A 23,790-nucleotide genomic window follows, 5' to 3' on the forward strand; every position below is an offset into this window, starting at 1 on the left:
AAAGTAATAGTTTTTCAATTCAAAAAAAAGGTAATTCAAATCAAAGTTATAATAATGAAGAGTTATGCTTGATACATTTGTGCCAACTTATACCAACTTTGTTTTCATTGGTGTAATTATTTGAATTAATTATAAAGTCAGGGAGTCATTAACCTTGACTTTTTTTTATGCATTATTTTGTTTAATAAGTGCTTTTTTTGTTTTTTTTATCTTGTTCTCTTGTGTTTTTGTTGTTTTTTTAATTGTTTTTTTGTTAAAAAAAATATTTTTTAAGATTTATCTTGGTGTTTTGTTATTTTTATAAGATGTCAATTTTAAGGTTCTTGCAATGAGAATTTTAAGTTTAAAAAATAATTTATGAAATTAAAAAATTATCTAATGCTAATGTTTATACTAATAAGCATTTCAGTTTTAGCACAAGAAAAAAAGGTTACAGGAACAGTAACTGATGAAACTGGGGGATTACCAGGAGTTAGTGTGATTATTAAAGGTACTAATAGAGGTACCGAAACAGACTTTGATGGTAAATACTCCATAAAAGCAAATCGAGGAGATATACTTGTTTTTAGCTTTGTGGGACTCAAAACTATTGAAAGAACGATTGGTGCTATTTCTGTTTTAAATATTAAAATGGAAGAGGATACTAACTTGTTAGACGAAGTAGTAGTTGTAGCCTATGGTACAAGTTCTAAAGAGGCATTGACAGGGTCAGTAGCTAAAATTAGTTCTGAATCTCTAGAGACAAGACCAACAGCAAATTTGTCTGCAGCTATTGAAGGAGCTACCCCGGGGGTTATTGCAACAGCTGCTAGTGGTCAGCCAGGTTCAGGTCAAAGTATTAGAATAAGAGGTTTTGGTTCTTTTGGAGCTTCAAATGCACCGCTTTATGTTGTAGATGGTATTCCTATTAATGGAGATTTAAGTAATATAAATACTAACGATATTGAGAGTATTACAATACTAAAGGATGCTTCATCAACAGCATTATATGGAAACAAAGCAACAAATGGGGTTGTTATGGTGACTACAAAGACAGGAAGAAGTCAAGTAGGTGAGATAAATTTAAGTATTTCTACAGGTATTGTAGAAAGGGCTATTCCTGAGTATGATAGAATAAACGCGCAACAATATTATCCAATTATGTGGGAATCTCTAAGGAACTCAATGGCAATACCAGGAGTTGACACATCTGCAGATTTAACAGTGGCTAATCAGTCAGCTACAAATAATATTTTTGGAGTTCTAGGTTACAACCCTTTTAATGTTCCTAATGATAATATAGTTGGAGTTGATGGTAACTTAAATCCCAATGCAAGTTTATTATACAATGATTTTGATTGGGAAGGAGCTGTTACTAGAACAGGTATAAGAAGAAACATAGATTTAAGTTATCAAGGAAAATCCGATAAGGCTGATTTTTATGCATCATTAGGGTACTTAAACGAGGAGGGGTATTTAATAAATTCAGATTACCAGAGAATAACAGCAAGAGTAAATGTAAATTATCAAGCGAAGGATTGGCTAAAGTTAGGAGCAAATATATCAGGAGCTTTAACGGAAGGAAATCAATCAAATTTAGGGGGTAGTAATAGTTTTAGAAACCCTTTTAGGTTTACTAGAAACATGGGGCCAATTTATCCTGTATATGCTCATGACCCTGTGACTGGAGCATTTATATTAGATGAGAATGGAGATAAGGTTTTTGATATTGAAGATAACAGACCAAGTGGAGCAAGCACAGGAAGACATGTTGTTGTAGAAAGGCAATTAGATAGAGATTTTGATGAAATTACAGCAGTTAATTTGAAAACATATGCTGATTTTCGTTTAGCTGAAGGATTGAACTTTAGAACTAACTTAAGTTATGAAGAACAAGACAGATATAATACTTTTTTCTGGAATAAAATTATAGGAGATGGAGCTCCTGATGGTTTAGGTTTTAAACAATATGTTAGAACAGCGACAATAGGGTTTAATCAACTCTTAAATTATAATGTATCTTTTGAAGAACATAATTTTGAGTTTTTAGCAGGTCATGAAAGTCAGAGTTTGGCGATTGATGATTTTAGTGGAACAAGAACAAAACAAATTGCAGCAGGGAATTTTGAGTTGATTAATTACGTGAATACTACTGACTTAAGCTCTGAAAGAGATGAGAATAATGATGAGAGTTATTTTGGAAGAGTTAATTATAATTACAATAATAAGTATTACTTAAGTTCTTCAGTAAGAAGGGATGGATCTTCAAGATTTTCTCAAGATAAAAGATGGGGGACTTTTTGGTCGTTAGGAGGATCATGGAGTATGGATAGAGAAAGTTTTATGTCTGATGTAGAGTGGGTTAATTTGTTGAAAATTAGAGCATCGTATGGTGAGTTAGGGAATAACAGAGGAATAGGGTACTATCCTCATTTAGCATTGTTTGCATTGGATAATAATAATCTTGGTGAACCAGGAATTATTAGATCAAGTTTAGGAGCCCCAGATTTACTTTGGGAAACTAGTGCTAATTTTGATGTAGCTATTGAGTTTGAGTTATTTAATAGACTTAGAGGATCTGTAGAATATTATAATAAAGAATCTCAAAACTTAATTTTTGATGTACCAGTAGCTTTTTCTGATGGAGCTGATAGTAAGAAAGAGAACATAGGGACCTTATTTAATAGAGGTGTTGAAGTAGGCTTATCTTATGATATTTTTAAGAAAAAAGATTTTACTTGGACGTTCAATGTTAATGCAGCAACGCTTCAAAATGAGTTTACAAAATTGCCACAAGAAGAAATTATTAATGGGACTAAAAAGTTAAAAGTAGGAAAAGGTCTTTTTGATTATTGGATTAGAGATTGGTATGGGGTTGATCCTTCAGATGGATCAGGGTTATTTGTAGCTGAAGATCCAGAAGCATCAGGTGTAAGAACCATAAACGGTGTAGCCGTCACTCCTTTTTCTAATAATGCAAGATTTCATTATGCAGGGTCAGCTATTCCAGACTTAACAGGTTCTTTTTCAAACGATATTAAGTATAAGGGGTTTAGCTTAACGACGTTATTTACATATCAAATAGGAGGAAAGTCATTAGATCTTAATTATGCAGGAATAATGGAGTCTGGAGGTTATGGTACAGCAAAAAGTATTGACATTTTAAATAGATGGCAGCAACCAGGAGATGTTACAGATGTACCAAGAATGGATGCAGCATTGTCTAGTCAATGGAGTGGAACATCAGATAGATGGTTAACAGATGCTTCATTTTTAAATTTAAGACAAGTTAATCTTTCATATAACTTTAAGTCTGATGCAATTGAGCGTATAGGGTTAGCAGGATTGAGAATGTATATAAGTGCTGAAAATTTATTTTCAATAAATGCTCGTAAAGGATTAAATGTTCAACAACAGTTTAATGGTAATACTTCTAATGTTTATACACCATCTAGAATTATTACTCTTGGTTTAAACTTAAAACTTTAAAAAAATGAAAAAATTTATTTATATATTGATATTAGGATTTTTTGTTTTTACGAGTCAATCTTGTGAGAATGATTTTTTAGATACTGTTCCAACAGATGAAGTAGCAGCTTCTGAAGCAGTAAAAACAACAACCAATGCATATGCTGTTTTAAACGGGGTTCATCGATCTTTATATCAGAGATGGAATGATATTCAAGGTAATGCAGGAATAGGTGGACACTACATACATTTAGATTGTATGGGTGAAGATCAAGTTGTGCATAGAGAACAGTGGTTTAATAGAGTTTATAAGTGGACAGCAGGAAGGAGTGATACAGATTTTTACAGTGAATTTCCTTGGAGAACTTATTATAGAATTATTGCAAATGCAAATGTTCTAATAAATGGAGTAGATAATGCACAAGGATCTAATGAAGATAAGAAAGCTATTAAAGGACAGGCCTTGGTTTATAGAGCTTGGGCACACTATCAATTGGTTCAAGTATACGGAGAAAGGTATAAAATAGGAGGAGGTAATTCTCAGTTAGGCGTTCCTTACAAGAAAAGCGAATTAGAAGAGAAGCTACCTAGAAATACTGTAGAAGAAGTTTATACAGAAATTAATAATGATTTAGATGATGCTATTGCCCTACTTAATGGTTTAAACTATGGAGGAGATAAAAAATCTAATCTAGGGGAAGGAGTAGCAAGAGGGATTAAGGCAAGAGTACTGTTAACACAAGGTAGGTGGGCTGAAGCAGCAAATATGGCATCTTTAGCTAGACAAGGTTATACTCTAATGGATTTTGATACCTATAAAAATGGCTTTCAGATTAATGCTGCATCAAACCCAGAATTCATGTGGGCAAGTATTATAGCTGAAGATCAAAATGACAGATTTGGTTCTTTTGGTGGATATATGTCAAGAAACTTTAGTTCCTCTGCAATAAGAGGAAATCCTAGGTCTATTAATTCATTATTATATGATCAAATTTCTAGTACGGATGTTAGAAAAACATTATGGGATCCTACAGGTCAACATAATGATCTTCCATCAGGATACTCAATTTCATCTAGTCATGCAAGATATCCTTACACAAGTCAAAAGTTTTTAGCTGTCAGCGCTTCAGATAGTAGAGTTGATGTACCACATATGCGAGCAGCCGAAATGTATTTAATAGAAGCAGAAGCACTCGCCAGAGATAATCAAGATGGGTTAGCAGCACAAACTTTGTATGATTTGATTATAACTAGAGATCCAAATTATACTTTATCGTCTAATACTGGGCAAGCTTTAATTGATGAGATTATGATTCATAGGAGAGTAGAACTTTGGGGAGAAGGATTCAGATTTTTAGATTTAAAAAGACTGAATTTACCTTTAGATAGAACTGGGGCTAATCATAGTGCAGCTTTAGCAGGCAATGTGTTACAGGTACCGGTAGGAGATATCAGATGGGAGTGGTTAATTCCCAGAGAAGAAATAGATGCGAATCCTAATATGGTTCAGAATCCAAGATAGTTTCTTTGTTGTGAATAAGAAGCTAATTACATTAAATTTTGTTCTCCATTTAATGTAGTTATTTGAATTAATTTTAAGCCAAGGAGTTATTAACCTTGGCTTTTTTTATTTTAGAACATTTTCCATTTGTTGTTGTAACTCCTTCGCTTTAGCTGTGGCAGCTTTAGTAAAATCACTTTCGTTAGAAGCATAAATAATTCCACGAGAAGAGTTAATTAGTAATCCTACAGTGTCAGTCATTCCGTGTTTACAAACTTCTTCTAAGCTTCCTCCTTGGGCACCAACCCCAGGAACTAATAAAAAGCTCTCAGGAATAATTTTTCTGATATCAGCTAAATATTCAGCTTTAGTAGCGCCAACTACATACATTAAATTTTGTGAGTTTTTCCAAGATTTAGAAGTTTCAATAACCTGTTTGTACAATTCCTTACCATCAACTGTTTTTGTTTGAAAGTCGAAAGCACCTTGGTTAGAAGTTAAAGCCAACATAATAGTATGTTTATGTTCAAAGGCTAAAAAAGGTTCAACAGAATCTTTACCCATATACGGAGCTACAGTTACCGAGTCAAAAGCTAAGTCTTCAAAAAAAGCTTTTGCATACATGGTTGAAGTATTACCAATATCACCACGTTTAGCATCAGCAATGGTGAAAATTTCAGGATGTTTTTCGTTTAAGTAATTAATCGTTTTTTCAAGAGATTTCCACCCTTTTATTCCGTAAGCTTCATAAAAAGCAGTATTAGGTTTGTAAGCTACACAAAGATGATGAGTAGCATCAATAATGGCTTTGTTAAAGGCAAAGATAGGATCTTCTTCTTGAAGTAAATGAGCTGGAATTTTGTTTAAATCAACATCCAGTCCAATACATAAAAACGATTTCTTTTTTCGAATTTCAGATACAAGTTGTTGTGTTGTCATGTGTTGTTGTAAAAGTTAGGCAAAAGTACATAAATTTAGCAGTTTCTGTTATCTTTGTTATATATGTTTCAATATATCGTTAACAAAATTTTTTACGGATTCTTAACACTGTTTGGGGTAGTTACTGTAATATTTTTACTGTTTAATATCCTACCAGGTGATCCTGCTCGCATGATGTTAGACCAGCGAGAAGACACAGAACAATTACAGAATATACGAAAAAAATATGGGTTCGATAAACCTGTGTTTACTCAGTATTTGTATTATTTGAATGATGTTTCTCCATTGTCTTTTCATAGTAAGAATAGAGGAAATTACACTTTTTTATCAGAAGATAAATACAATGCTTACCCCTTATTTTCTATAGGAAATACAGAGGTGGTTGTAAAAACTCCGTATTTACGTCAATCATTTCAAAAGAATGGTAAAAATGTTTCCGAAGTGATTAAAGAAACTTTACCTAATACGGGAATTTTAGCAATAGTTGCCATAACTATCGCTTTAATTTTAGGAATTATTTTAGGAGTCTTTTCCGCCTTATTTAAAGATACTTTTTTTGACAGATTCATAGCTGTAGTCAGTACTTTAGGAATGAGTGTTCCCTCATTTTTTTCAGCTATATTGTTTGCTTGGTTGTTTGGTTTTGTGTTGCATAAATACACTCACTTAGAAATGACAGGAAGTTTATATGAAGTGGATGATTTTGGTGAAGGAATGCATATTAAATGGAAGAATTTGGTATTACCAGCAATAGTATTGGGAATTCGCCCATTAGCGGTAGTAATCCAATTGATGAGGAATTCATTGTTAGAAACCTTAAATCAAGACTACATTCGAACAGCAAAAGCGAAAGGATTAACAATGTACCAAGTAATAAAAAACCATGCCTTAAAAAACTCGTTAAACCCAGTGATAACAGCAATTTCTGGATGGTTTGCTTCTATGTTGGCTGGAGCGGTTTTTGTGGAATATATTTTTAACTGGAATGGATTAGGAAAAGAAATAGTGAACTCGCTAAATACTCTCGATTTACCCGTAATTATGGGAGCTGTTTTAGTGGTGGCTACGTTATTTATAATCATAAATATTATAGTAGATATTTTATATAGTTGGTTAGATCCAAGAATAAGGTTACAATAAAATGAGAAAATTTTGTCTATTAATCGTCATAGTTTTTTTGTCAAGTTGTGCTGTTTTTCAGCCAAAACACTTTACTCAAACATCTTTGAATGAAGAACTGTTAACTTTAGAAAGAGAGTCAATTCCATTTAAGGAAATCTTAAAACAAAATAAAGGGAAGAAAATTTTTGTACAAATCTTCGCAACCTATTGTCCTTATAGTCAAAAGAGCTTTGAAGATGTAGTTTCATTTCAAAAGAAAAATCCTGAACTTGTATATGTTTTTTTATCAGTAGACCATTCATACCATGATTGGAAAAGAGGTTTAGAAAGTATCCCTGTAAAAGGACAACATTATTATATTCCAAAAAAAGGAAAAGGAGAGCTTGGTGAATTTTTAAAATTAAAAACAATTCCAAGGTTTTTGATGATTGATGAAGAAGGAAAAATTAGCGTTTATAAATCATCTAAAGTGTCAGACAAACTTCAAAACAAAGTATAATAACATGAAAAAAATAGTGATAGTAGTTTTTATTGGATTAACCTTATTAAGCTGTTCAAAAGAAGCCCCAGATCATTTTTCTAGAAAAGCTTTGGAGGATGTTTTTATTTCTTTAGAAGGAAATGAAGTACCTTTCAATAAAATTTTAGAAAAACATAAAGGGAAAAAGATATTAATAGATATTTGGGCTTCATGGTGTCCAGATTGTTTAAAAAGTATTCCAGAAGTACAGAGCATTCAAGAAGTATATAAAGAAGCTGCGTATGTTTTTTTATCCTTAGATAGAAATAAGAGAGATTGGAAAAATGGTATTAAACGTCTAAATATAGAAGGAGACCATTATTTTATGCAATCGGATTGGGAGGGAGAGTTTGGTAAGTTTTTAGGCTTAAATTGGATTCCGAGATTTTTAGTAATTGATGAGAACGGAAAAATAATTGTTTTTGATGCGACAAAAGCCACTGATAATTTAATTCGTCAAAGCCTAGAAATAATGTAATTTTGCAAACACAAAATCAATAACCAGAAAAAATAATACACGTGAGACAAAAAGTAGTTGCAGGTAACTGGAAGATGAATAAAAATCTTGATGAAGCAAAAGAATTAATCAAGGGAATAAAGAAAGAAGTTAAAAAAGGTTTAGGAGAAAACACAAGAGTAATCATAGCTCCTAGTTTTGTAAACCTGCACTATGCTACTAAAAAGACTAAAAAGTCTGTTGTTGAAGTTGCTGCACAAAATATGCACCAATCTAAAAATGGGGCATTTACAGGAGAAGTTTCTGCAGATATGTTAACAAACCTAGGAGTGAACATAGTAGTTTTAGGGCACTCTGAACGCAGAGAGTACTTTGGTGAAACTGATGAGTTATTAGCTCAAAAGGTAGATGCAGCTTTAGAAAATGGATTAGAAGTGATTTTTTGTTTTGGTGAACTGTTGGAAGATAGAAAGTCAGGAAATCATTTCGGAGTTGTAGAAAGTCAGGTAAAAAAAGCATTATTCCACCTAAAAGAAGAAGCTTTTAAAAATATTATTTTAGCGTATGAGCCTGTTTGGGCAATTGGAACGGGAGAAACAGCTTCACCAGAGCAAGCGCAAGAAATGCACGCTTTTGTAAGAGAACTTTTAGCTAAAGAGTATGGGAAAGAAATAGCTGATACCATTTCCATTTTATATGGAGGAAGTGTAAAACCAGCCAACGCTAAAGAAATTTTTTCTAAGCCAGATGTTGATGGAGGTTTAATAGGTGGAGCAGCATTAAAAGCTGAAGATTTTGCAGCAATAATTAAATCAATTTAATGGACAATATTTATATAGAATATACTTTTGAAGTAACACCGAAAGAACCAACTACAGAAATCCTAATTGCTGAGTTAGGTGTTCTAGGATTCGAAAGTTTTGTAGAAAATGAAAACGGAGTTATAGCGTATATTCAAAAAGAAGATTGGAATAAAGATATTTTAAATGATGTCTTTGTTTTAAACTCAGAAGAGTTTTCAATTGACTATAAACATAAAGAAATAGAGCAAACTAATTGGAATGAAGAATGGGAAAAGAATTTTAACCCTATTCAAGTAGATGATTTGGTTAGTATCAGAGCCCCATTTCATGAAGATCCTAACTTGAAGTACGATATCGTTATTGAGCCAAAAATGAGTTTTGGTACGGGACATCATGAAACTACACACATGATGGTACAACATTTGATTAATTTAGATGTAGCAAATAAAAAAGTATTAGATATGGGATGTGGTACAGGGATTTTAGCAATTTTTGCAGAAATGAAAGGAGCACAACCTATTGATGCTATAGATATTGATGCTTGGTGTTATGAGAATTCATTAGAAAATGTAGAAAGAAATAGCTGTAAACATATTTCGGTTTATGAAGGAGATGCATCCTTATTAAAAGGAAAAAAATATGATGTTATCATAGCGAATATCAACCGAAATATTTTGTTAAATGATATGGAAACTTACACAAATTGCTTAACAGAAAAAGGAGTTTTATTATTAAGTGGATTTTACAGTGAAGATATTCCAGTGATTGATAATGAGGTGTCTAAGTACAGTTTAACATTAAAAGATACCATAAAAAGAAATAATTGGGTAGCTTTGCAGTATCAAAAATAAAACAAATGAGTACGATAGAAAAAATTCAAGAAGAGCTTGATGTTTTATTAAATGAAACAAGAAAGCACGAAATTGTTTTGCATAACGATGATGTAAATACCTTTGATTTTGTAATTGATAGCCTTGTAACTGTATGTGATCATACATTAGAGCAGGCGGAACAATGTACTATCTTAGTACATTATAAAGGTAAATGCTCGGTTAAAACGGGAGAGTATAAAGATTTAGAACCAAGATGCTCTAAATTATTAGAGTTAGGTTTATCAGCAGAGATAGTATAAGAATGGAGAACATTTTTAGGTATTACGAATTTTCAGATTTTTTTAAAGATGACTCTGGTACATTTAAAGAAAACGAAATAAGTTTTTCAGAACTGAACAAAGAACATTTTTTAATTTTTGAAAAGAAAGAATCACAATATAATCTTTACGTATCAAAATATAAATCAAAAAAAGGTATAGGGAAAGAACCACCAGAAATACTAGAATTATTAGTTGAAAACTACGATAAATCTATACCAGAACATAGAATAGTACTTAGAAAATATTTGTATTAAAAACTCAAAAAACTTTTTTTGAGTTTTTTTTATGTTTTTAGGTGACCAATTAAAAATTATCGTGTCATAATAGTGTAAGCAAAAGAAAAGAATAAAATTTGATTAAAAATATGACCTCTTAAATGCAAAACTTCTCTTTTCTGCTTAAAGCTTACAAAGAGAAGTTTTTTAAAGGTTTGAAAATAGTAGTAGTTAGTTTTTATACTAAGTTTGGTTAGACGAAAAGGCCTTAAGCGGAAGTTTAAGGTCTTTTTTATTGAGTTTTTAACTAAAAAATAATTAAATGTCTGGTAAAAAAGAGTGAAAAAAAATGTATATTTATATAGGTGAAATAGTAACAATAAAAGCCTATGTAGCATCATTTTCTTTAGACGCCACGAGCATAACTAAAACTAGTTTTTGCTAAAAGAAACTTGGACTTGTTGTGGGTAATATCCAAGATAAAAGTTTATTAACTAAATAATTTTAAAGAAAATGAAAAACACTATTATAAAAACAGTTTTTATATTATTTGTTGGGGTAAGTTTGGCTTTTGCTACTAAACAAGATAAAATTTTAGAGCCTATAAAAACAGTAGCAACTTTTCAGGGTTATGATGAGTATGGTTATACTTTTTTGTTTGAAAATGAAGAGGGAGATGAAGATGTAATAACCTTTGAAACCATATCAGAGAAAATATTAAAAATTTATAACTTAAAAGATGATAAATTTGTAGATCAGGTATTTGAAATTACATATGATTATAAGATGTCAGATGATGAAATTGAGATACCTGTGTTACAATCAATAAAAAAAATAGAATAATTATGAGTATTGTAGATTTATACGAATCAAGTAAGCATAGAAATAATGTAGCGCACTTTAGCGCTATTGTTAATCTTGCTATTATTGATGGTGATTTAAATGAAGATGAAGAAAAATTAGTGAATCGTTTTGCTAGAAAATTAGATATAACGGAGGCAGAGTATCAAGATATTGTGGAAAACTCTAAAAAATATCCAGTTGTGCCACAAGCAAAAACTGATGATAGGTTAGAGCGTTTACTAGATTTATTTAAAATAATTTATTCAGATCACGAAATAGATGAGGCTGAGTTAAAATTAATTTTGAGGTATGCTATTCAGCTTGGTTTTTCACAAGAAAGAGCAGAAGAGATAATCTCTAAAACCACAAAGGTTTTTAGTGGTAAGATAGATTTAGATCAGTATAAATCGATATTAAACATCCTATAAAAAGTAAAATCCCATTCTAAACAGAATGGGATTTATTTTTAAAGTAACTGCAAGTTTTCTAACTTAAAAATTACAAGATCTTCATCATCCATATCATCAAAAATTTCTTTGTACGTAATTTCAAAACTTTTGTTTTTATAAGTTGATGATTTTAAATCTAAATGCTCAAGATTCTTTTTGTTGATTTGTTCAAAATCAATAATATCTCCGTTTTCTAATTCGAAAACATAATAGCCGTTTGTATATCCTTGATAAACGCCGACTAATGTAACTGTTTCTTGTGAGTTATAATAAGCCATGGTTTAAATACAATTTACTATTTATTCATTATCAAAATCGCCTGTTATTTCAATTTCATCAAAAGTATCATCACTATCCTCATCATCAGTTTCATGATCTTCCATTGATTGTTGTAGCTGAGAACTTATTTTTACTAAAAAAAGAGTATCTTCAGTATTTACCTCTACAGCTTTAACTGTTTCTCCTTTACTATTTTTAAAGGAAATAATGTCCGAATGATCGTATCCATCAGGATACCTCTCTACCAATAAATCTAAAATATCAGTAGTTAACTTAGCATAGTCTACAATAACTCTTTTCATAAGGTTACATTTTTAATAAATAAGCAAATATTAATGGAGCGACAATAGTCGCATCACTTTCTATAATAAACTTAGGAGTATCAATGTCTAGTTTTCCCCAAGTAATCTTTTCATTAGGAACAGCTCCCGAATAAGAACCGTAGCTGGTGGTTGAATCTGAAATTTGACAGAAATAACTCCAGAAAGGAGTGTCTTCTCTTTCTAAATCTTGATATAGCATTGGTACTACACAAATAGGGAAATCTCCAGCAATTCCTCCTCCAATTTGGAAAAACCCGATACCGTTTTCTGAGTTTTCAGTATACCAATCCGCCAAGAAAGTCATATACTCAATACCAGACTTCATAGTAGAAGCTTTTAGTTCTCCTTTTACTACATAAGAAGCAAAAATATTTCCCATAGTACTGTCTTCCCATCCAGGAACAACAATTGGTAAGTTCTTTTCTGCTGCTGCATACATCCAAGAGTCTTTCAAATCGATTTCATAATACTCTTCTAAAACTCCTGACAATAAAAGCTTGTACATAAATTCATGTGGAAGATAACGTTCACCAGCTTCTTCTGCATCTTTCCAAATTTTAAAAATATGTTTTTGTAAACGTCTAAAAGCTTCCTCTTCAGGAATGCAAGTATCGGTAACACGGTTTAATCCTTTTAATAATAAGTCCCATTCTTCTTGTGGTGTTAAGTCACGATAGTTTGGTACTCTTTTATAATGTGAGTGAGCAACTAGATTCATGATATCCTCTTCAAGATTTGCTCCAGTGCAAGAAATGATATGCACTTTATCTTGACGAATCATTTCAGCGAAAATTTTCCCTAATTCTGCTGTACTCATAGCTCCTGCTAATGATACTAACATTTTAGAGCCTTGTTCTAGTTGTGCTTCATACCCTTTTGCAGCATCTACTAATGCAGCTGCGTTAAAGTGTAAAAAGTATTTTTCTATAAAATTGGTTATAGGTTTGTTCATTTTTTTATTTTGTTAAATTGATTTTTCAACAATTACTTGTACTACTTCAAAAAGAATGAGGATTATGATAATCCATTCTAGCATGCTACTGTATTTATGCTGTAGTATATCGTTAAATAAATCTAAATTTTCTTTAATTACATTTAAACTATTTTCAATTCCTTGATGACGTTTTATAATGTCTAATTCATCTTTTAATTTGTAATCTAAATCAGACAAGTCTTTATTGTTCCAAGCAACATCTGGTGAGTCAAAAACAAACAGGTTTTCAGCAATGTTGTTTTTTAAATTCATGGTTTTTCCAATAAATTTTCTCATTTGAATTTTAGAGAGTTTAAAACTCCCAGTTTTTTCTAGTTGCTTAGAATATACTAATGTTTTGTCATGCAAATCAGATGTTTTATTTACATAGTTCATCAATGCTACCGATTGTGCTAGGTTAAGCATAATGATATGTGCTACATCATCATTTAACTCTTTAACTTGAATAGTTCCGAAATCAACTTCTATAGTATCAGAAAAAGTGATATTATATTTTTCTGAAGGTAAATTATTGATAACTAACTTTTCTTTGTTAATTAAAAAACTAACAATTTGATTAGTTAAATCATCTGTACAGTTCATAAAAACAACACTTCCATAATCTTTTATATAGATGTATGAATTGTTTGCGATTTTATATAGTAAAAAAGAATGTTCTCTTTTTATTAACTCATACGATTCAAACTGTGAACGAATAGCACTAAGTGCTATTCGTTTTTCAAGATGATATGCAATTGTTTGTAAGTGCATTTTAATAATCGTCGTCGTCGCTTTTAAACTTTGCTAATTTGTTAAATGGAGAGCTTTCGTCATCATCATAATCTTCTTCATCTTCCATGGTAGAAGAAAACTTATAGCTCAACATTTTATAGTATAATTTAGCTGCTAAAAAGTCTGAAGATTTTTCATTTTCGTTAGGACATAGCTCTACAATGTCAAAACCAACTACATTTCTTTCAGTAAATACTCTCTTTAAAAACTCTAAAGTTTCGTAATAAAACAATCCTCCTGGTTCTGGTGTACCTGTACTTGGTAATAATGATGGGTCAATAGCATCTAAATCAAAAGTGATAAAAACATTACCTGTTAATTGATCAATAACTTCATCCATCCAGTATTCATTTACAGCCATGTCGTGTGCAAAAAAGACTTTATCCATATTCATAGAAGACTTTTCTGATATGTCCATACTACGAATACCTACTTGTACTAAGTTAGTCGTTTGACTCGCCTCATATACAGCACAAGCGTGATTGCAAGAGCTACCTTCATATTCCTTGCGTAAATCGGCATGAGCGTCAATATGTAAAACAGTAAGATTGTTAAAACATTCGTTAAAAGCACGAATAGTACCAATAGAAATTGAATGTTCTCCACCAAAAAGTGTTACAAACTTATTTTTATTAATAAATTTTTTAGTTGTTGCATGCACAGCTTCTACCATAGCTTCTGGAGAAGAATCTTCTGTAACAGCATCCGCTAAATAAACACCTTCCTTATATACTTCGCTATCAGTTTCTATATCATATAATTCCATGTTCTCTGAAGCGTCTAAAAATGCTTCAGGACCTTTGTCAGCTCCTTTTTGCCAAGTACTAGTTCCGTCGTAAGGAACAGGAATAAGTACTACTTTGGCATTTTCTAATTTTGCGTATTGGTCAGGTATTCCTGCGTAATTTCTTTTTTTCATGTTTATATTTTTTACTAGTACCCTAAAATAGATAATAGTTCTTCACTTTTTTGTTGTTCTTTAAATAATTTGGTGGTTAAATCACCATTTTCGTTTTTGTCAATTAATATATGTTTTGGAGTTGGTATTAAACAGTGTTGTAAACCACCAAAACCACCAATAGTTTCTTGATATGCTCCTGTATTGAAAAAACCTACATATAATGGACTTTCTTTTTCATATACAGGTAGATAAATTCCGTTTACATGTTGCTCTGAGTTGTAATAATCATCGCTGTCACAAGTTAAACCACCTAATAAAACACGTTCGTATCTATGATTCCATTTATTAAGAGGAAGCATGATAAAACGTTTGTTAATAGCCCAAGAGTCTGGTAATGTTGTAATGAAAGAAGAGTTAATCATGTTCCATTTTTCACGATCATTTTGTTTTTTTTGATATAATACTTCATACACAGCTCCTCCTGATTCACCTACAGTAAAACTTCCAAACTCAGTAAAAATATTAGGAACTTCTACACCAGATTCTTTACAAGCAAGGTTTATTTGGTTGATAATTTCATCTACCATATACTCATAGTCGTAATCAAACGCTAGTGAGTTTTTAATAGGAAAGCCTCCACCAATATTTAAACTATCTAAACTTGGACATACTTTTTTAAGTTTTGTATATACTCTTAAACACTTTAATAATTCGTTCCAGTAATAGGCATTATCTCTAATTCCTGTATTGATAAAGAAATGTAACATCTTTAACTCTACTTGTGGATTATTAGCTATTTCACGTTCGTAAAAAGATACAATGTTTTTGTAACCAATTCCTAAACGACTAGTATAAAACTCAAACTTAGGTTCTTCTTCAGAAGCTATGCGAATTCCCACATTAAACTTACTTCTAGTTTCATCCAGTAATAAGTTTAGCTCTTCATAATTGTCTATTATAGGTATACAATTTGTGTGTCCACCATCAATTAAGCTTACGATATTAGCAATGTATTGGTCGCGTTTAAAACCGTTACATAATACATAAGCATCATCGCTTAATTTTCCTTCTTTTTTTAGTGATTTTACAATATCAATATCAAAAGCAGAAGATGTTTCAATATGTATATCATTTTTTAAAGCTTCATTTAAAACGTATTTAAAGTGTGAACTTTTAGTACAATAACTATAGTTATAACTACCTTGATAATTGTGTTTTTCTATTGCTTTATGAAACCAGCTTTTAGCTTTGTTTATATTTTCTGATATTTTAGGTAAATAGGTGAATTTTAACGGTGCTCCGTATTGTTTCACTAATTCCATCATATCAATGTTGTGAAAAAATAAATTATTGTTTTCTGTATGAAATTCCGCTTGCGGAAAATCAAACGTTTGTTCTATTAAGTCTTTATATTTAGTATTCATTATTATTTTAGTTGAATCTGTATGTTGGGTACAGAAAATCATTCAAAAAGCAGTAATGACGTATGCCAGAACTTTTTTAAATAAAGTGTATAACAAGTTTCGTTGTTGTTTTACAACAAGATGTTAAACCAAAATAAAATGAATAGTTAGACTCTTAAAGCTAAGCAATCACCGCACTGTTTATAAAAATTCAGTGGTAGAGAGTATTGAAAGTTGGAAGAAACCTTAATTTTTCGGTTGTGCTTCTCAAACACTAAATAACTAACTATCTTCCCATAGAAGTTATTGCCGAAATAAGTAAAACATAACATTTTGACTTATGTAATAAGATGTGGTAAATGTAAACTATTTTTTAATACAACAAACTTTTTTTTATTTTTTTTAAAAAATTAACTCACAGTGGTTTAGGTTCTTTTTTGCTTTTTAATTAGTTCAATTCCTTTGTATAAAATAGTTGTATTAGGTATGGTGATTTCTCTTTTTTCTTCGGGCATATATAACAGAACATAAAATCCTGTTATGTTTTTAACAACACCTTGTAAGTCGAAGTCTTTATCTATAATTTTTATAGTATCACCTATACGCATAGGGTGGTAGAAAAATAAAATTATACTAGCTGTTAGGTTTGATAAAATTGACCATTGCGCGAAAAACCCAACTCCTAATACTGCAAGTATTGAAGAAGCAAATACAATTACCTCTTTAAAGTTAATGCCAAAAATGATTAATGAAATAAATAAAGCCAAGGTGTAATATAAAAAATAACTAAGATTTAAAATTAGTTTTCTCCTGTGGGGTTCAATAGCATTTTTTACTATGTAAGATCTAGTAAGTTTTTTAGTAAGATAAATCAAAAAAAATAGTGTTGCTACTAAAAGCAAGAATTGTAAAAACGGGTTGTATATGGACAATTCTAAAAAACGATTTTTCATTATTCAGTTTTTTATACAAATATACTTCTGGTTTTGTAAATATAATCTCAAAATAAAAAATTATATTTGATTGAAAATCACAGTTATATATCGTTATGAAGAATGTTTTAATACCCTATAACTTTTCAGAAGCAGCTATTAATGCTTTAAATTACACAAAACAACTTTTTAAAGGTGTTGAGGTGAATATTTATCTGTTGGATGTTTATATAAGTCAACCTTCAGAGCTGTTAAGTGATGAAGAAAATGAAAAATGGTTTAATGAAATGGATAATGAAATAGAAGAGGAGTTAAAGTATTTGATTGATGTTTTAAAAAGAGAAGATACTAGTTTTAACTACGACTATGTTGTGGCATCTAACTCATTAACCAAAGCAGTAACAAATACCATTAAAGAAAAAAACATTGACGTTGTCATTGCAGGTACTAAAGGAGCAAGGAGCTTGGCAGAAATATTTATTGGTACTAATACTATGAAAATGATTAATGCGGTTAATGAATGTCCAATACTTGCAGTACCAATGCATTATAAATATAGGCCATTACACCAAATAGTATTTTCAACAAACTATAAGAGAACTTTCACAGTAGGAGAATTACAGTTTTTAATTAATTTATGTGCAATAAAAAAGTGCGCGCTTGAGGTTGTAAGCTTATCTGAAGAGAACTTTTTATCTGAAAATCAGCAGAGAAATAAAGTAAAGTTAAGAGAGTTATTAAAAGAATTGAATGTTGTGTACAAGAAGTTAGATTGGAAAGATTCTGAAACGCTAACTTTAGAAAATCATATGGAAGAAACAGAGAGTGAACTGTTGGTTTTAATAAATCATAAGTACAATTTCTTTAATCGTTTGTTAGAAGAAAACGTAATAAAAAAGTCGGCATTTAATAGTAAAATACCTGTATTGATATTGCCAGAAATAGCTTAATTATGAAGTTTAAAGAAGAATTCTATAAAAGCATAGCTAATTTATTCTATGCCGTTTCTATGGCTGATAAAAATATGACTGTAGAAGAAAAAAAGAGCATTGTTAAAAGAGTAGAAGCAAATTGGTCTACTTCAGAAAATAAAACAGATAGTGAACTAATTTATGAAACTTTAAGAGAATTAATAAAAGAAAAAGTTACTTCAGAAGAAGCCTATGAAAGCTTTAAAGAATATTATTTGGTACATAAAGAAGAATTTACAAAAAAAGTAATTCATGATTTATTAGCAGCATCACATGAAATTTCTAGTTCTTATGCGAGAAAAAATAAATCAGAACTCATAATTTTAGCCAGACTTTACAAATTATTTAATCTCGTATAACTAAACAGATGACAAGGTTTATAACCAAACAAAAAAACACTAAAAATGTAATTCCTGGAAGTCCAGTTTTTGTAGGAAATCAAAAAGAAGAAAATACTAGGATACGACTCATAGGTTATGATGAAAATGAACTTGAAGAAGTTGAGTTAAAAACGATTAATGAGCTTGAAAACTATATAAACAAATACAAGAGGCTTTGGATTAATATAGATGGTTTGCATGATGTTGAGTTGATAGGGAAAGTTGGGGAGTTATTTGATATTCATACACTCGTTCTTGAAGATATTGTAAATACCGACCAAAGACCTAGAGTAGATATTGAGGAGCATTATATTTTTACGAGCATTAAAATGTTGTTTTTAAATAAAGAGAAACATCAGTTAGAGGCAGAGCAAATATCTATGTACTTATTAAAAAATGTACTAATCACTTTTCAAGAAGAGCAAGGAGATGTTTTTGAGCCTGTAAGAGAAAGATTACGTTATAAAAGAGGAAGAGTACGAAGTTATAACGTAACATATTTAAAATACTGTTTATTAGATGTAATTGTGGATAATTATAATTTTTTAATGGAAATTTTTGGTGAGAAAGTTGAAGATTTAGAAGATAAAATTTTACTACAACCTCATAAAAATACGCTACAAGAAATCAATAAATACAAAATAGAGCTTAATTACTTTAGAAAAGCAATAAGACCAGCTCGAGAGGCAATAAACAGTTTTAGAGCCTTAAAAACCGAATTAATAACTAAAAAAGAACAACCATTTTTTAATGATTTAAATGATTTGGTTCAACGAAGTTATGATTCAGTTGAAAATTATAAAAGCATGTTGAGTGAACAACTTACTGTATACTCAACAAACGTAAACAATCGTTTGAATGATATTATGAAAATACTGACGATATTTTCGGTAGTATTCATTCCCATTACCTTTATAGCGGGTATTTATGGTACAAACTTTGAATATATTCCTGAACTAACTTATCGTAGTGGATACTTTGTAATGTGGGGTGTTATTCTGTTTACAGTAGTAGTAATGTTAGGGTATTTTAAATATAAAAAATGGTTTTAAGGATTGTTTAAGTTTTTGAAAATTAATTTTTTGTACTTTTGTGGAGTAAAATGAAAAAAGCATTTCATAAAATAGCATCTATTTTAATGACTTTTGTAGTGTTGTTATCTACAATGTCATTTACAGTTAACAGTCACTTTTGTGGTGATATGTTAGTGGGTACAAGCTATTTTGTAAAGGCTGAATCTTGCGGAATGGATATGAAGCAAGAATCAAGATCTGAAGAATGCTCAGTAATAAAGAAAAATTGTTGTCAAGATGTAGCTTCTGTAGTTGAAGGACAAGATACTTTAAAACATACATCTTTTGATCAATTGTCTTTTGATCAACAAGTTTTTATAGCATCATTTTATTATAGTTATATTAATTTGTTTGAAGGAATTCACGATAAAGTAATTCCTTTTAAAGATTATACACCTCCACTGGTCATCAAGGATATTCAGGTACTTGATGAAGTATATTTAATATGATTTTTAAATAATAACTATTTGTCCTTTTGAGAATTTCAATAGGATGATTTGTCTTATTCGATGTTTTTTTAACATCAATGTTTAATTGTTTAAAATCATTTTTTTATGCTAAATAAAAGCATCAAATTTTTAATAGAAAACAAACTGGTAGCAGTTATATTACTCGTTTTATTTGTAGGATGGGGAACTGTAAATGCACCATTTAATTTAGATACAGGTTTTTTGCCAAATGACCCTGTCGCGGTTGATGCAATACCAGATATTGGAGAAAATCAGCAAATTGTTTTCACAAAGTGGGATGGACAATCACCACAAGATATAGAAGACCAAATAACCTATCCATTAACAACATCTTTATTAGGAATCTCAGGAGTAAAAACCATTCGTAGTTCCTCTATGTTTGGACTTTCAAGCATCTATGTAATTTTTGATGAAGGAGTAGATTTTTATTGGAGTCGTTCTCGAATTCTTGAAAAACTAAATTCATTACCAAGTAATTTATTACCAGAAGGGGTAAGTCCTTCTTTAGGACCTGATGCAACAGGTTTAGGTCAAATTTTTTGGTACACACTAGAAGGGCGTGATGAAGAAGGAAATGTAACTGGAGGTTGGGATTTAAATGAATTACGCAGTGTACAAGATTATTATGTAAAATATGCACTTTCATCTGCAAATGGAGTATCTGAAGTAAGTTCAATAGGAGGTTATGTTCAAGAATACCAAATAGACGTACAGCCAGAATTGATGCGTCAATATAATATTAGTTTACAACAAATTGTAGCAGCAGTAAAGCAAAGTAATCAAGATATTGGAGCACAAACGATAGAAATAAATCAAGCTGAATATTTAGTTCGTGGTTTAGGATATGTAAAGTCAATAGCAGATATTGAAAATGCTGTAGTAACTGCTAAAAATTATACTTCAATACGAGTAAAAGATATAGCAAAAGTATCGTTAGGAGCTGAACCTCGTAGAGGTATTTTAGATAAAGAAGGAGCTGAAGTAGTAGGAGGTGTAGTTGTAGCCCGTTATGGAGCTAATCCTTTAGAAGTAATTACCAATGTAAAGGCAAAGATTAAAGAGTTAAGTGCAGGTTTACCAAGTAAAGAGTTAAAAGACGGACGCACTTCGCAATTAACCATAGTTCCATTTTATGATCGTACAGAGTTGATTCATGAAACTTTAGATACGTTGAATGAAGCACTTACGTTGGAAATACTAATTACCATTTTAGTAATTGTTGTAATGGTCTTCAACTTAAGAGCTTCTGTATTAATATCAGGATTATTACCTGTGGCAGTGTTGATGGTTTTTATTGCAATGAAAGCCTTCGGAGTAGATGCAAACATTGTAGCCTTATCAGGTATTGCTATTGCTATTGGAACAATGGTAGATGTTGGAGTCATACTCTCCGAAAACATTATAAGTCATTTAGAGAAAGAAGAAAAGAAGTTACCAATAAATACATTAGTTTACAATGCAACAGCAGAAGTTTCAGGAGCAATTGTAACTGCAGTAATGACAACTATTATTAGTTTTATTCCAGTATTTACCATGATTGGTGCTGAAGGAAAATTATTCCGTCCACTAGCATTTACCAAAACTTTCGCTTTAATAGCAGCTATTATAGTGGCATTGTTTTTAATACCACCTTTTGCAGCTGTTTTATTTAAGAAAAAAGAGTTGACAAAAAACTTTAAGTATTTTATAAATGGAGTTTTAATAGCATTAGGTATTACAGCTGTTTTTTACGGATATTGGTTAGGAATTGTATTAGTAGCTTTTGGAGCTGTACAATTTTGGAGTAATTATTCAGGGAAAACCACAATTCATTTTTCGTTCTCCAACTATAATTTTACACTGCCTGTTAATACGATCAATATCATTATATCTGCATTAGCAATTGTAGGTTTGTTAGCAGAATATTGGAGACCTTTAGGAGTTGATAAAAGCATTGTAACCAACCTTTTATTTGTAGCTCTGATTTGTTTCGGATTGTTAGGTTTTTTCAGTTTACTTCAAAAATATTACAATCAGATATTGCGATGGGCATTGAATAATAAATTGCTGTTTTTAACCATTCCGTTAACAGTGTTAACTTGTGGGTTCCTTATTTTTAAAAACACAGGAAAAGAATTTATGCCTTCATTAAATGAAGGATCATTTTTATTGATGCCAACTTCTATGCCTCATTCAGGTGTAGAGGAAAATAAACGAGTATTACAGCAGTTAGACATGGCTGTTGCTAACATACCAGAGATAGCTACGGTAGTTGGTAAAGCAGGAAGAACAGATTCAGCATTAGATCCCGCACCTTTATCGATGTATGAAAACGTGATTAACTACAAGCCTGAGTACGCATTAAATTCTGATGGAGAGCGTCAACGTTATAGAGTGAATGAGGATGGGTTATTTCTATTGAAAAATGGTAAGACGGTAGCAAATCCGAGTTTAACGGATAAGACATCAGAAGTTGCTTTTTATGAGGTTTCTTCAAATGAATTAATAGAAGATGAAGATGGTGAGTTCTATCGTAATTGGCGACCAAATATCAAGTCGCCTAATGATATCTGGAATGAAATAGTAAAGGTAACTAAGTTACCAGGCGTAACATCAGCACCTAAATTACAACCTATTGAAACTCGATTGGTAATGTTGCAAACAGGAATGCGAGCTCCGATGGGAATTAAAGTAAAAGGACAAGATTTAAAACAAATTGAAGCTTTTGGAGTAGAACTTGAAGGAGTTTTAAAAGAGGTTAAAGGAGTTAAAAAAGAGGCTGTTTTTGCTGATAGAATTGTAGGGAAGCCTTATTTGTTAATTGATATAGATAGAGAAAAATTAGCTCGCTACGGGATTACTATTCAAACGGTACAAGATGTATTGAAAGTAGCTGTAGGAGGTATGCAACTATCGCAAACGGTAGAAGGAAGAGAACGTTACGGAATTCGAGTTCGTTACCCAAGAGAGCTGCGCTCTAGTCCAACTGATTTGGAAAGTATTTATGTGCCAGTAGCAAAAGGAACGCCAATTCCGTTAAGTGAATTAGCAACGATTCGTTATGAACAAGGACCACAAATGATTAAGAGTGAAGATACTTTTTTAATTGGGTATGTGTTGTTCGATAAGTTAGATGGTTTTGCTGAGGTAAATGTGGTCGAAGCTGCTCAAAAAGCAATTCAACAAAAAATAGATTCAGGAGAGCTAGTTGTTCCTAAAGGAATCTCCTATCAGTTTACAGGAACGTATGAAAATCAATTAAGAGCGGAAAAAACATTGTCAGTAGTAGTACCATTAGCATTGATGATTATCTTTTTAATACTGTATTTCCAGTTCCGTTCAGTAGCTACTTCATTAATGGTGTTTACAGGGATTACAGTAGCTTTTGCAGGAGGATTTATTATGATGTGGTTGTACGGGCAAGACTGGTTCTTGAATTTTAGTGTATTCGGAGAAAACCTACGAGAGCTATTTCAAATGCATCCAATAAATTTAAGCGTTGCCGTATGGGTAGGTTTTATTGCATTGTTTGGAATTGCAACCGATGATGGTGTGGTAATGGCAACTTATTTAACGCAAACCTTTAAAAGAGATAAACCTCAAACAATTGAAGCTATTCGCGGATCTGCATTACACGGAGGAAACAAACGTATTAGAGCATGTTTAATGACAACAGCCACCACTATTTTAGCCTTGTTACCGGTATTAACTTCAACAGGAAGAGGTAGCGATATTATGATTCCAATGGCAATTCCTGCATTTGGAGGAATGATTATAGATGTGACTTCATATTTTATAGTACCTGTATTGTACAGTTGGAGAGAAGAATTTTTATTAAAACGGAAAGTTAAAAGTGAATAGTGTA

General features: G+C 31.2%; 24 protein-coding genes. 16 read left to right on the forward strand and 8 right to left on the reverse strand.

The annotated features are described in order from the left end of the window. Positions 1-357 precede the first annotated feature (357 nt). Both ACKTTR_RS03690 and ACKTTR_RS03695 read left to right on the forward strand, forming a co-directional pair. A complete protein-coding gene (locus tag ACKTTR_RS03690) occupies positions 358-3,468 on the forward strand; it encodes a SusC/RagA family TonB-linked outer membrane protein (RefSeq protein ID WP_408026580.1) in 3,111 nt (1,036 codons plus the stop codon). A 4-nt stretch (positions 3,469-3,472) separates the two neighbouring features. After that, entirely contained in the window at positions 3,473-4,969 is a 1,497-nt protein-coding gene (locus ACKTTR_RS03695) for a RagB/SusD family nutrient uptake outer membrane protein (RefSeq protein ID WP_408026581.1), read from the forward strand. 105 nt (positions 4,970-5,074) lie between these two features. On the opposite strand, the gene pyrF is transcribed toward ACKTTR_RS03695, so the two are convergent. Further along, positions 5,075-5,887: an orotidine-5'-phosphate decarboxylase gene (gene pyrF / locus ACKTTR_RS03700; protein WP_408026582.1), complete on the reverse strand. Its 813-nt coding sequence runs from the start codon at positions 5,885-5,887 to the stop codon at positions 5,075-5,077. A 63-nt stretch (positions 5,888-5,950) separates the two neighbouring features. On the opposite strand from pyrF, the gene ACKTTR_RS03705 reads away from it, so the two are divergent. The 9 genes from ACKTTR_RS03705 (at position 5,951) to ACKTTR_RS03745 (ending at position 11,428) form a co-directional block, all read left to right on the forward strand. After that, positions 5,951-7,027: an ABC transporter permease gene (locus ACKTTR_RS03705; protein WP_408026583.1), complete on the forward strand. Its 1,077-nt coding sequence runs from the start codon at positions 5,951-5,953 to the stop codon at positions 7,025-7,027. A gap of 1 nt (position 7,028) precedes the next feature. Then, a complete protein-coding gene (locus ACKTTR_RS03710) occupies positions 7,029-7,508 on the forward strand; it encodes a TlpA family protein disulfide reductase (protein ID WP_408026584.1) in 480 nt (159 codons plus the stop codon). A gap of 4 nt (positions 7,509-7,512) precedes the next feature. Then, on the forward strand, positions 7,513-8,007 hold the full coding sequence (locus ACKTTR_RS03715; RefSeq protein ID WP_408026585.1) for a TlpA family protein disulfide reductase: 495 nt from the start codon (positions 7,513-7,515) through the stop codon (positions 8,005-8,007). 41 nt (positions 8,008-8,048) lie between these two features. After that, complete coding sequence (gene tpiA / locus ACKTTR_RS03720; RefSeq protein ID WP_408026586.1) at positions 8,049-8,807, forward strand: triose-phosphate isomerase; 759 nt, start codon at positions 8,049-8,051, stop codon at positions 8,805-8,807. Continuing rightward, a complete protein-coding gene (gene prmA, locus ACKTTR_RS03725; RefSeq protein ID WP_408026587.1) occupies positions 8,807-9,640 on the forward strand; it encodes a 50S ribosomal protein L11 methyltransferase in 834 nt (277 codons plus the stop codon). Before tpiA ends, prmA begins: the two co-directional genes overlap by 1 nt. A gap of 5 nt (positions 9,641-9,645) precedes the next feature. Beyond that, complete coding sequence (locus tag ACKTTR_RS03730; RefSeq protein WP_121146033.1) at positions 9,646-9,921, forward strand: ATP-dependent Clp protease adaptor ClpS; 276 nt, start codon at positions 9,646-9,648, stop codon at positions 9,919-9,921. Positions 9,922-9,923: 2 nt separating this feature from the next. After that, complete coding sequence (locus ACKTTR_RS03735) at positions 9,924-10,196, forward strand: hypothetical protein (protein ID WP_408026588.1); 273 nt, start codon at positions 9,924-9,926, stop codon at positions 10,194-10,196. A 474-nt stretch (positions 10,197-10,670) separates the two neighbouring features. Next, positions 10,671-11,000: a hypothetical protein gene (locus tag ACKTTR_RS03740; RefSeq protein ID WP_408026589.1), complete on the forward strand. Its 330-nt coding sequence runs from the start codon at positions 10,671-10,673 to the stop codon at positions 10,998-11,000. A gap of 2 nt (positions 11,001-11,002) precedes the next feature. Then, complete coding sequence (locus ACKTTR_RS03745) at positions 11,003-11,428, forward strand: TerB family tellurite resistance protein (RefSeq protein WP_408026590.1); 426 nt, start codon at positions 11,003-11,005, stop codon at positions 11,426-11,428. Between the two features lie 38 nt (positions 11,429-11,466). Here the strand turns inward: ACKTTR_RS03745 and ACKTTR_RS03750 are convergent, their stop codons facing one another. The 7 genes from ACKTTR_RS03750 to ACKTTR_RS03780 all read right to left on the reverse strand — a co-directional run bounded on the left by ACKTTR_RS03750 (position 11,467) and on the right by ACKTTR_RS03780 (position 17,073). Continuing rightward, positions 11,467-11,727 carry a hypothetical protein gene (locus tag ACKTTR_RS03750; RefSeq protein ID WP_408026591.1) on the reverse strand — a complete coding sequence of 87 codons (261 nt, stop codon included), beginning with the start codon at positions 11,725-11,727 and terminating at the stop codon, positions 11,467-11,469. Positions 11,728-11,748: 21 nt separating this feature from the next. Beyond that, entirely contained in the window at positions 11,749-12,030 is a 282-nt protein-coding gene (locus ACKTTR_RS03755; protein ID WP_408026592.1) for a hypothetical protein, read from the reverse strand. A gap of 4 nt (positions 12,031-12,034) precedes the next feature. Next, positions 12,035-13,003: a deoxyhypusine synthase family protein gene (locus ACKTTR_RS03760; protein WP_099216029.1), complete on the reverse strand. Its 969-nt coding sequence runs from the start codon at positions 13,001-13,003 to the stop codon at positions 12,035-12,037. A gap of 12 nt (positions 13,004-13,015) precedes the next feature. After that, positions 13,016-13,795, reverse strand: a complete 780-nt coding sequence (locus tag ACKTTR_RS03765; RefSeq protein ID WP_408026593.1) for an RMD1 family protein — start codon at positions 13,793-13,795, stop codon at positions 13,016-13,018. A gap of 1 nt (position 13,796) precedes the next feature. Beyond that, a complete protein-coding gene (gene speB / locus ACKTTR_RS03770) occupies positions 13,797-14,735 on the reverse strand; it encodes an agmatinase (protein WP_408026594.1) in 939 nt (312 codons plus the stop codon). 14 nt (positions 14,736-14,749) lie between these two features. Then, positions 14,750-16,141 (reverse strand): arginine decarboxylase, encoded by a 1,392-nt coding sequence (locus ACKTTR_RS03775; RefSeq protein ID WP_408026595.1) that lies wholly within the window; start codon positions 16,139-16,141, stop codon positions 14,750-14,752. Positions 16,142-16,545: 404 nt separating this feature from the next. Beyond that, positions 16,546-17,073: a mechanosensitive ion channel domain-containing protein gene (locus ACKTTR_RS03780; RefSeq protein ID WP_408026596.1), complete on the reverse strand. Its 528-nt coding sequence runs from the start codon at positions 17,071-17,073 to the stop codon at positions 16,546-16,548. Between the two features lie 95 nt (positions 17,074-17,168). Here ACKTTR_RS03780 and ACKTTR_RS03785 point away from each other — a divergent pair, with 95 nt between their 5' ends. The 5 genes from ACKTTR_RS03785 (at position 17,169) to ACKTTR_RS03805 (ending at position 23,786) form a co-directional block, all read left to right on the forward strand. Continuing rightward, positions 17,169-18,002: a universal stress protein gene (locus tag ACKTTR_RS03785; RefSeq protein ID WP_408026597.1), complete on the forward strand. Its 834-nt coding sequence runs from the start codon at positions 17,169-17,171 to the stop codon at positions 18,000-18,002. 2 nt (positions 18,003-18,004) lie between these two features. Then, positions 18,005-18,382, forward strand: coding sequence for a hypothetical protein (locus ACKTTR_RS03790; protein ID WP_408026598.1), 378 nt, complete (start codon positions 18,005-18,007; stop codon positions 18,380-18,382). An 8-nt stretch (positions 18,383-18,390) separates the two neighbouring features. Beyond that, positions 18,391-19,455: a magnesium/cobalt transporter CorA gene (corA, locus tag ACKTTR_RS03795; RefSeq protein WP_408026599.1), complete on the forward strand. Its 1,065-nt coding sequence runs from the start codon at positions 18,391-18,393 to the stop codon at positions 19,453-19,455. A 50-nt stretch (positions 19,456-19,505) separates the two neighbouring features. Continuing rightward, complete coding sequence (locus ACKTTR_RS03800; protein WP_303507996.1) at positions 19,506-19,925, forward strand: HYC_CC_PP family protein; 420 nt, start codon at positions 19,506-19,508, stop codon at positions 19,923-19,925. Between the two features lie 105 nt (positions 19,926-20,030). Beyond that, complete coding sequence (locus tag ACKTTR_RS03805) at positions 20,031-23,786, forward strand: efflux RND transporter permease subunit (RefSeq protein ID WP_408026600.1); 3,756 nt, start codon at positions 20,031-20,033, stop codon at positions 23,784-23,786. Positions 23,787-23,790: the final 4 nt, after the last annotated feature.

It is taken from the genome of Tenacibaculum litoreum, from assembly GCF_964513915.1.
Taxonomy (GTDB): domain Bacteria; phylum Bacteroidota; class Bacteroidia; order Flavobacteriales; family Flavobacteriaceae; genus Polaribacter; species Polaribacter litoreum.

Coding starts and splice junctions, on each gene's coding strand:
- ACKTTR_RS03690 (WP_408026580.1), top strand. CDS start 358: ATGAAATTAAAAAATTATCTAATGCTAATGTTTATACTAATAAGCATT.
- ACKTTR_RS03695 (WP_408026581.1), top strand. CDS start 3,473: ATGAAAAAATTTATTTATATATTGATATTAGGATTTTTTGTTTTTACG.
- pyrF (WP_408026582.1), bottom strand. CDS start 5,887: ATGACAACACAACAACTTGTATCTGAAATTCGAAAAAAGAAATCGTTT.
- ACKTTR_RS03705 (WP_408026583.1), top strand. CDS start 5,951: ATGTTTCAATATATCGTTAACAAAATTTTTTACGGATTCTTAACACTG.
- ACKTTR_RS03710 (WP_408026584.1), top strand. CDS start 7,029: ATGAGAAAATTTTGTCTATTAATCGTCATAGTTTTTTTGTCAAGTTGT.
- ACKTTR_RS03715 (WP_408026585.1), top strand. CDS start 7,513: ATGAAAAAAATAGTGATAGTAGTTTTTATTGGATTAACCTTATTAAGC.
- prmA (WP_408026587.1), top strand. CDS start 8,807: ATGGACAATATTTATATAGAATATACTTTTGAAGTAACACCGAAAGAA.
- ACKTTR_RS03730 (WP_121146033.1), top strand. CDS start 9,646: ATGAGTACGATAGAAAAAATTCAAGAAGAGCTTGATGTTTTATTAAAT.
- ACKTTR_RS03735 (WP_408026588.1), top strand. CDS start 9,924: ATGGAGAACATTTTTAGGTATTACGAATTTTCAGATTTTTTTAAAGAT.
- ACKTTR_RS03740 (WP_408026589.1), top strand. CDS start 10,671: ATGAAAAACACTATTATAAAAACAGTTTTTATATTATTTGTTGGGGTA.
- ACKTTR_RS03745 (WP_408026590.1), top strand. CDS start 11,003: ATGAGTATTGTAGATTTATACGAATCAAGTAAGCATAGAAATAATGTA.
- ACKTTR_RS03750 (WP_408026591.1), bottom strand. CDS start 11,727: ATGGCTTATTATAACTCACAAGAAACAGTTACATTAGTCGGCGTTTAT.
- ACKTTR_RS03755 (WP_408026592.1), bottom strand. CDS start 12,030: ATGAAAAGAGTTATTGTAGACTATGCTAAGTTAACTACTGATATTTTA.
- ACKTTR_RS03760 (WP_099216029.1), bottom strand. CDS start 13,003: ATGAACAAACCTATAACCAATTTTATAGAAAAATACTTTTTACACTTT.
- ACKTTR_RS03765 (WP_408026593.1), bottom strand. CDS start 13,795: ATGCACTTACAAACAATTGCATATCATCTTGAAAAACGAATAGCACTT.
- speB (WP_408026594.1), bottom strand. CDS start 14,735: ATGAAAAAAAGAAATTACGCAGGAATACCTGACCAATACGCAAAATTA.
- ACKTTR_RS03775 (WP_408026595.1), bottom strand. CDS start 16,141: ATGAATACTAAATATAAAGACTTAATAGAACAAACGTTTGATTTTCCG.
- ACKTTR_RS03780 (WP_408026596.1), bottom strand. CDS start 17,073: ATGAAAAATCGTTTTTTAGAATTGTCCATATACAACCCGTTTTTACAA.
- ACKTTR_RS03785 (WP_408026597.1), top strand. CDS start 17,169: ATGAAGAATGTTTTAATACCCTATAACTTTTCAGAAGCAGCTATTAAT.
- ACKTTR_RS03790 (WP_408026598.1), top strand. CDS start 18,005: ATGAAGTTTAAAGAAGAATTCTATAAAAGCATAGCTAATTTATTCTAT.
- corA (WP_408026599.1), top strand. CDS start 18,391: ATGACAAGGTTTATAACCAAACAAAAAAACACTAAAAATGTAATTCCT.
- ACKTTR_RS03800 (WP_303507996.1), top strand. CDS start 19,506: ATGAAAAAAGCATTTCATAAAATAGCATCTATTTTAATGACTTTTGTA.
- ACKTTR_RS03805 (WP_408026600.1), top strand. CDS start 20,031: ATGCTAAATAAAAGCATCAAATTTTTAATAGAAAACAAACTGGTAGCA.